Genomic DNA, 8616 nt, shown 5'->3' on the forward strand with positions numbered 1-8616 from the left:
ATCCCCAATCCCCAATCCCCAATCCCCAGTCCCCAATCCCCAATCCCCAGTCCCCAGTCCCCAGTCCCCAGTCCCCAGTCCCCAATCCCCATTCCCCATCCCAACAATGTTCCTCACCCAAACTGTTCCCCGTCAACGAGAAATCCTCGAAGTATTCCTTCGCAATGGCTGGGACTATATGCGAAGGCTACTTACTGGTGGCAAAACTGATGAACCCCAGCTACCTACACCTGCGGTTTTAAAGAATATCTTGGTAGATTTAGGGCCGGTTTATGTCAAACTCGGTCAGCTAATGTCTACCCGTCCAGATTTACTTAGCGCCGCCTACATCGAGGAACTATCCACCCTGCAAGATGAAGTCCCGCCTGTTGCTTGGTCTGATGTAGAAGTGTTGATTCGTAAACAGCTCAAGCGCCCATTAGAAGAAACTTTTAGTAAAATCAATCCAACTCCTGTAGCAGCGGGATCAATTGCTCAGACACATCGAGCTACGTTAGTTAATGGTCGGGAAGTGGCGCTAAAAGTGCAGCGTCCGGGGATTGATATTACTGTTGCCCAAGATATCGCTTTAATTCAAGGTATTGCCGATTTAGTGGCACGTACAGATTTTGGGCAAACCTATGAAATTAAATCTATTGCCGAGGAATTTACCAAAGCACTAGAAGCAGAGTTAGATTTTACACGAGAAGCAGGTTACACAGACCAACTCCGCCGCAATTTGTCTCATAGTCGCTGGTTTGATCCCAAGCAAATTGTGGTAGCCGAAATTGATTGGGATTTGACTACAGAAAAGCTAATGGTGATGGAATGGTTAGATGGTGTGCCATTCCTGTCGGCAGATTTGAGCAGTGAAAATAATAGTAAAGACCCCGCCGTTGAACGTAAAGAAATAACTACGCTACTATTTCGTGCATTTTTTCAACAACTATATATAGATGGGTTTTTTCATGCCGACCCTCATCCAGGAAACTTGTTCTATCTTAAAGATGGTCGTGTTGCCCTTCTTGATTGTGGCATGGTGGGACGACTTGATCCCCGCACACAGCAGATATTAACAGAAATGCTATTAGCGATCGTTGATTTGGATGCTCAGCGGTGCGCTCAATTAACTTTACAGTTAGCAGATTCTGCTCAACCGGTGATTTTGTCGCGGTTGGAAAATGATTATGACCGAATGTTGCGAAAGTATTACAATATCAGCCTGACTGACATAAATTTTAGTCAAATAATTTACGAAATTTTACAAGTTGCCCGCAACAATAAGATTAGGCTACCCAGTAATATGGGGTTGTATGCTAAAACCCTGGCTAATTTGGAGGGCGTGGCGCGAACCTTTAACCCAGAGATTAATTTATTTGAAGAAATTCAACCATTAATTACAGATTTGTTTCGTCGCCAGTTACTCGGCGATAATCCTGTGCGATCGCTCCTCAGAACAGCTCTAGATATCAAAAGTCTCTCTTTACAATCTCCCCGCCAAATTGAACTTTTATTAGATAGAGTAACTTCTGAAACCTTGCAATGGAATTTATCGCTACGAGGTTTAGATGGTGTGCGTCGCACTATGGACGATGCAGCCAATAGACTCTCTTTTAGTATTCTAGTAGGTTCATTGATTATGGGAGCAGCAATTATTACTACAAAAGCACAGACATCCCAGCTATCTTTTTTAAGTAGCGCCTTGTTTGCTGCTGCTAGTTTATTGGGTTTGTGGTTAATTATTAGTACACTGCGATCGGGGCGTTTAAGGTAGAAAGTAGGGGCTAGATAGGGATGAGGAAGTAAAAAGGCAGGGGAGAAAGATAATTACAATTTCCCATGCATCCCCGAGTTCCCCATTCCCATATATTGAAAATCACTATAAACACAGATAAAGATTAATAATTTATCTGTGTTTACTTATGTTTTATGTGAGAATTATGTCAATTATCATTGTTGAAAATCTTAGTAAATTTTATCCAGTAGCTGTTAAGGAACCGGGCATAAAAGGGACAATTACTCACTTTTTTCGCCGCACTTACTGTTCAATTAAAGCAGTTGAGGATATTTCCTTTGAAATTGCGCCTGGTGAAATCGTAGGATTTTTGGGGCCAAATGGGGCTGGTAAAACTACTACACTCAAAATGCTTACGGGACTGATTCATCCTTCTAGCGGTAAAGTTAGAGTTGCTGGGCACGTTCCGTTTCGGCGTCAAGAAGCGTTTTTAGGGGCAATCACTTTGGTAATGGGGCAAAAACAGCAACTGCTTTGGGACTTACCAGCGCTGGATTCTTTGAGAATTAATGCTGCTGTGTACAACATCTCCGATAAAGATTTCCAGCGACGGGTGGGAGAATTGACAGAAATGCTTTCATTGGGAGGCAAGCTAACCCAACCAGTACGAAAGTTATCTTTGGGTGAACGGATGAAAGCAGAATTATTAGCAGCACTTTTGCATCATCCCCATGTCTTGTTTCTGGATGAACCAACGCTAGGACTAGATGTAAATGCTCAAGTAGGGGTGCGCGATTTTTTGCGTGAGTATAATCAGCGCTACCAGGCAACAGTGCTATTAACAAGCCATTACATGGCTGATATCACAGCTTTGTGTCAACGGGTGTTGTTAATTCATCAAGGAAAGCTGATGTATGACGGTAGCCTAGATGGACTGCTAGAACGTTTTGCCCCTTACCGAGAAATTTATCTAGAGTTAGCCCAACCACTACCAATAGAGAAACTTATGTCCTATGGTGACGTGCAATTTATGGAAGGGCGAGCAGTGCGTTTTATGGTGCCGCAAGAAGCGCTGACTCGCACCGTATCTAAGATTTTGGCAGATTTGGCGGTAATCGATTTAACAGTAACTGAACCGCCTGTAGAAGAGGTAATTGGGCGAGTTTTTCAGGCGGGAGTTGTGTAGATAGGTGATAATGAAGCACATTATTAGAAAAGCTCTAACTTTGCTATTGGTATACTACGCCTATATGGTTGAGTATCGAGCAGAGTTGATATTATGGGTTTTGTCAGGATCTTTACCGATTATCCTGATGGGTGTTTGGATAAAAGCGGCACAAGGCGGCAACTTTGGTTTGACACCAGTAGATTTTGCTCGTTACTTTCTGGTGGTTTTTGTTGTTAGACAAATATCAGTAGTTTGGGTGATTTGGGAATTTGAAAAAGATGTAATTGAAGGCAGACTTTCATCTAAATTATTACAACCACTTGATCCAGTATGGCATTATGTTGCATCCCATCTTTCTGAAAGAGTTGCTCGGATACCATTTGCGTTGCTACTAATTGCACTGTTTTTTATACTCTATCCTCAAGCTTTTTGGATACCCAAATTGCCAGAGTTATTGCTCTTTACTTTAGCAGTGATATTAACTTTTATTTTACGGTTTGTAATTCAGTATACCTTTGCTATCTTTGCTTTTTGGACAGAACGAGCTAGCGCTTTAGAAAATTTTTGGTTTTTGTTTTTTTTGTTTTTGTCTGGCTTAATTGCACCGTTAGAGGTTTTTCCTGAACCTGTACGGGCGGTAGTGATGTTTACACCTTTTCCTTACTTGATTGACTTTCCTGCAAGTATTTTAGTCGGGCTACCCGTCGATATTACAAGAGGATTTTTGTCAACAATAGGTTGGATATTGATATTTTTGGGTGCGAATCGCTTGCTGTGGCGTGCAGGATTAAAGCGATATTCTGGAATGGGGGCTTAAGTTTGAACTAAAGCACTGTCTAAGAGGTTGTTTTAAAAGTCTAAATTAATACTAACCCCGGCAATTGGAAATCGCGACTATACAGACAAAACCCACCTCCGTGGGTTTCAATTTTCACCAACAAATGCTAAAAATTACTGGATAGTGTTTTAAATTTTTCTGCTGCTCCCAAGGAATAATCTTCTAACCTAAAATCAGCAAAAGGTTTCTTTTCTAATCTATTTCTCAAGGCCTCATCTAGAATTACATCCTCTGATTGTTTTTCTACTCCAATAATAATTACACTTCTTTGATGTGCGGTTAAATCTTGATGATTTTGACAATTATTATTTTGAAATTGACCCAAGTTTAATAAACGATACTCTTTGGGGCTAGATATATTACTAAATAGTGTTTTTGCCAAAATTTGTGTTTGCTTGGAGCGTTCTAGAGCGATGCGTTCTGCAATTGCTGTATCACCTGAACAAGAAGCTAAACCTACAGAGATAATCTCATTGGCGTTTCCCATGAGCTTCTGGATATTTTCTTGTTCTATGTTCAAATTTAAAAGCTCAACACTAATAATTTCATCGTTATGTTTAACTTGAAATGTGCTATCTACAAGCCATTTATATTCCACAGATAAAACTGCTATGTTAAATTTCGCAATTCTCCCTTGACTATCTCTACCTTCTTCATAGGTAAAATAATCAATCTTTCCTTTTCTTTGAGGCGCTTGTCCATTATTAACTGTTATTGTTCGCGCAGTGTTTCCGTCGGGAGAAGATGCTTTAAAAGAAGCTTGCGTCCACAAAAATACTGTAGTTAGTGTTCCTAATGATATTAAAAATGCTGTAAACATTTCTAATAGGGGCACTTTTTCTAACTGCTGCTTGGACTGTAAAGTTTTAATAGTAATTGGGATGGAATTATCAGTTTTAGAACTAATAGCCAAATCTACAACTTTATCCTGAGTTTCAGTTAATTGAGTTTCAACTTCTGCTAAACGCTGCAAAATTTCTTGGGCATTGACGGGACGCTTCTCTACTTCTGGTGCTGCCAACCAATCGATTATATCTAACAGCAAAGGTGAGATATGAGTAGCATAGTTTCGCCAGTGCCATAAATTGTGTTGAACATCGTACATATCTAGAGGATGGCATCTTGTGAGCAAAAACATCAAGGTGCGTCCCAAGGCAAAGAAATCTGATTGTGGTACGGCTTGACTATTCATCTGTTCTGGAGGGCTATAACCAGATGATATAATGGCTGTGCTGTTATTGATTTGTCCTAGATGGGGTTGAGTAATTTCTCTGGCAATGCCAAAGTCAATCAATACCAGTTCTCCCCAACCTCCTTGACGATGAGTGGCTATAGGAGAGCGAATCATAATGTTAGATGGTTTGATATCTTGATGTAGATATTGTTTGCCATGCACTACATCCAGTATTTCTGCCAACTGCCTTAACCAGGCTATAGCTTGTGCTTGATAAATGAAATAATTCTGCTGTTTAAGCCACTGTTCTAAACTGAATCCATCGATTTTTGCGATCGCAATACAGTGCAACATCATACCATTTCTGGTTTGATACTGGAAGTAGGTATCTGCTTGGGGAATACCAGGATGGTTGAACTTTTTGAGTACAGTTACTTCATGCTGAAATAGTTCAACCGCTTTTACATCGCTAGAAAGCTCCTGTTTGAGTACTTTAAGGATTTTCGGCGTGTCTTGTTCGTATGCATCATAAACTTTACTGAAGCCTGTTTTGTCACTCAACAAGCGTGTCACTCGATATCGCCCCAGCAATTCCATTTGAGAACCACAACTTTGACAAAAACGGTTTTGCTCATTCTCGTGGTGGTCTAATTTAGGGCAAACAGGATTTATACAAAGACTCATGGCTAGCTTAATTTGTTAAGGGAGCATGGGGGATGAGGGGGACGCGGGGACGCGAAGACGCGAAGACGCGGGGACGCAGGGACGCGGGGACGCAGGGACGCGGGGACGCGGGGACGCGGGGACGCGGGGACGCGGGGACGCGGGGACGCGGGGATGCGGGGATGCGGGGACGCGAAGACGCGGAGACGCGGAGAATAATCAATGACAATTCCCCAGTCCCCAGTCCCTAGTCCCCAATCCCCAGTCCCCAGTCCCCAATCCCCAATCCCCAGTCCCCAATCCCCAATTCCCAATCCCCAACTAAATATGCTCTTCTAGAAAAGCTGCTATAGTCCGGTTAAATGGCTCTGGTTGCGACAAAAAAGGCCAATGATTGCCGGGAACTTGGCAAATGCGTAGGTTTTTTAGATAGGTTTTATATGGTTTAATTTGCCAACTTTGGCGATTCAGACCTTGTTCTGGTTGAATGAAGAGGGCAGGAGTATCAAGGGGAATTGTAAAACCAGGTACTTGCATGACTTCTTCAAAAATCCCATCACGAGCCGCAACAGTAAACTTGCTGCCCCAACTGCCATCGGGTTTTTGTTCAATTCCTAACTGGAAAACTTGCTGCTGTAAGCTAGTCCATCCTTGGTATTGCTTGAGTTGGCGGGCTTGCTGTTCGGCTGCTTCGTAACTGGCAAATGGGCCCATGCTTTTGAGAAAAGGCAAAAAGCGATATAACATCGGAAAGGTAAATTGGAAAAAGCTGGGCATTTTCCAAATGAAAATCGGATCGACTAAAACTATGCTTCGCAACCGTTTAGGGTTTTTTCTTGCCCAAATAGCAACTAATTTCCCACTCCAAGAATGACTAACAACATGGGCAGAAGACCATCCTACACTATCTATGAGTGCTTCTAGGTCTGCGATCGCACTCTCAAAACTATAATCTTTCTCTGGCTTACTACTTTCACCATGACCACGCATATCTGGAGCTACTATGTGGTAGTTTATCGCTAAGTAATCTCCCAGACTAGACCAGACTAAAGCATGGTCGCCTAAACCATGTAACAACAGTACTGGTTCTTGTTCTTGACCTTGTTTCCACTCTAAATAAGAAAGTTGGATATCGGGCTTTGATAAAGTTTGACGTATTGGCATGAGTGCAGATTTATTTTTGGGACTGGGGATGTGGTTCGGCTTTGCTCAACTACCGCAGAGTCGAACCACATCCCCCTCATCTTCTCATCCCCATCTCACGCAATTCAGTACGTTGCTCATTACCATTTTGATAATTAAAGGATTGTACTAATTAATACGAAACAATGAGTCTGATGAATGCCAAGATCAAAATAAGATGACTCAAGTTTATTAAGTTTATTGAAACTACTATCTATGCCAGAACTACACCAATCAATTGCTCAACATTACCACAAACGTACTAAATACGACCCTGAAACTCTTGCTGGCAAACATCAGGGGTTAGATTGGTCTAAGCAGCCAGTGCCGTTTAAGGAGTACAAAATTGGCTCTACTTTTGACCTCAAACCTTATATTCAAGAAAAGCCAGAGACATTTACTAATAATCTGGATGCTAAATGGTGGCAGCGACTGTCACGGCTGTTGTTTCGTAGCTATGGACTAACGGCGAGAATACCTTCTATGGGAAGTACGGTGTATCTAAGAGCTGCTCCCAGTGCAGGTGGGCTATATCCTGCGGAGGTGTACGTAGTTTCTCGCGGCACTGCGTTATTACCACCAGGGCTGTATAACTATCAATGTCGGACTCATTCGCTAATGCATTACTGGGAAAGTGATGTTTGGCAAACTTTACAAGACGCTTGTTTCTGGCATCCGGCGCTGGAAAATACTCAATTAGCTATTATTCTGACTACGGTTTTCTATCGCTCTGCGTGGCGCTACGAGGATAGGGCTTATCGTCGGATTTTTCTTGATGCAGGACACTTGTTAGGTAATATTGAGTTAGCTGGCGCTCTTACTGACTATCGGCCACATTTAATTGGTGGGTTTGTGGATGAATCGGTAAACAATTTGCTTTATATCGATCCGCAACAAGAAGGAGCGATCGCTATCTTACCTCTAGCAGACCTATTGGATATCAACCAAAATTTACCATTAGGATGCACTGCTTTACCTTCTGCGACAGAAACTAATTATCCACAAATTCCTGATGGTGAATTGCTGACGTATTTTCATCGCCACACCCAAATTCAACCAGGGATAACTGGTAAACTCAATTTACCAGCAGTTAAACAAGAAAAATCTTTAGAAGATAAATACAATTTTCCTTTCTGTCTCAAAATCCCCACCCCTACTACTCCCATTGCTTGGAAAGAGGGACTGTCAGAATTGGAAAGCACAATGTACAGGCGACGTTCGACTCGTGCCTATAGCGGTGACGATTTAACCTTAGATGAACTCAAAGCTTTACTCGATTTCACTTACCAACCGCAAAATTACATCGACCAAGGTTTAGATAGGTCTCCAGATTATTTTGACCCAAATTTAATCGAAACTTTTATAGCTGTTTGTGGTGTCAAAGATTTAGAAGCGGGATGCTATTATTACGCACCAAAAGCTCAAGAGTTACGCCAAATCCGCTTTAAAAACTTCCGACGGGAGTTACATTTTCTTTGCTTAGGACAAGAGTTAGGGAGAGATGCAGCAGCAGTACTTTTTCATACAGCCGATTTAAAGTCGGCTATTGCTCAATATGGCGATCGCGTTTATCGTTACCTACATATGGATGCTGGTCATTTAGGGCAAAGACTTAATTTAGCGGCTATTCGCCTGAATTTAGGCGTCAGCGGTATCGGCGGCTTTTTTGATGACCAAGTAAATGAAGTTTTGGGTATACCTATTGATGAGGCTGTTCTTTATATCACTACGCTAGGACGACCTAGATAAAGGTGACGTACTCCACACTTAATTACGAATTACGCGCTTCGCAGCGGTAGCGAGTCCTCGATAGCGTTAGCGAAGCGGTAGCGATAGCGTAGCGTTAGCGAGTCATCGAGCGTCGGTACGAGCGTCAG

At 42.2% G+C, this 8616-nt stretch carries 7 protein-coding genes; 5 read left to right on the forward strand and 2 right to left on the reverse strand.

The window, feature by feature from the left end; genetic code table 11:
• Window positions 1-106 precede the first annotated feature (106 nt).
• The 3 genes from AC5JMF_RS25950 (at window position 107) to AC5JMF_RS25960 (ending at window position 3699) form a co-directional block, all read left to right on the forward strand.
• Entirely contained in the window at window positions 107-1753 is a 1647-nt protein-coding gene (locus tag AC5JMF_RS25950; protein ID WP_495798593.1) for an ABC1 kinase family protein, read from the forward strand.
• A 166-nt stretch (window positions 1754-1919) separates the two neighbouring features.
• Window positions 1920-2900 (forward strand): ABC transporter ATP-binding protein, encoded by a 981-nt coding sequence (locus AC5JMF_RS25955; protein ID WP_495798587.1) that lies wholly within the window; start codon window positions 1920-1922, stop codon window positions 2898-2900.
• A gap of 10 nt (window positions 2901-2910) precedes the next feature.
• Window positions 2911-3699, forward strand: coding sequence for an ABC transporter permease (locus tag AC5JMF_RS25960; protein ID WP_495798588.1), 789 nt, complete (start codon window positions 2911-2913; stop codon window positions 3697-3699).
• Between the two features lie 127 nt (window positions 3700-3826).
• Here the strand turns inward: AC5JMF_RS25960 and AC5JMF_RS25965 are convergent, their stop codons facing one another.
• Window positions 3827-5578 (reverse strand): protein kinase domain-containing protein, encoded by a 1752-nt coding sequence (locus tag AC5JMF_RS25965; RefSeq protein WP_495798589.1) that lies wholly within the window; start codon window positions 5576-5578, stop codon window positions 3827-3829.
• Between the two features lie 32 nt (window positions 5579-5610).
• On the opposite strand from AC5JMF_RS25965, the gene AC5JMF_RS25970 reads away from it, so the two are divergent.
• On the forward strand, window positions 5611-5808 hold the full coding sequence (locus AC5JMF_RS25970; RefSeq protein WP_495798590.1) for a hypothetical protein: 198 nt from the start codon (window positions 5611-5613) through the stop codon (window positions 5806-5808).
• Between the two features lie 70 nt (window positions 5809-5878).
• On the opposite strand, the gene AC5JMF_RS25975 is transcribed toward AC5JMF_RS25970, so the two are convergent.
• Complete coding sequence (locus tag AC5JMF_RS25975; RefSeq protein WP_495798591.1) at window positions 5879-6721, reverse strand: alpha/beta fold hydrolase; 843 nt, start codon at window positions 6719-6721, stop codon at window positions 5879-5881.
• Between the two features lie 234 nt (window positions 6722-6955).
• Between AC5JMF_RS25975 and AC5JMF_RS25980 the strand changes: the two genes are divergently transcribed.
• Window positions 6956-8488 carry a SagB/ThcOx family dehydrogenase gene (locus AC5JMF_RS25980; RefSeq protein WP_495798592.1) on the forward strand — a complete coding sequence of 511 codons (1533 nt, stop codon included), beginning with the start codon at window positions 6956-6958 and terminating at the stop codon, window positions 8486-8488.
• Window positions 8489-8616 lie beyond the last annotated feature (128 nt).

It is taken from the genome of Desmonostoc vinosum, from assembly GCF_059505385.1.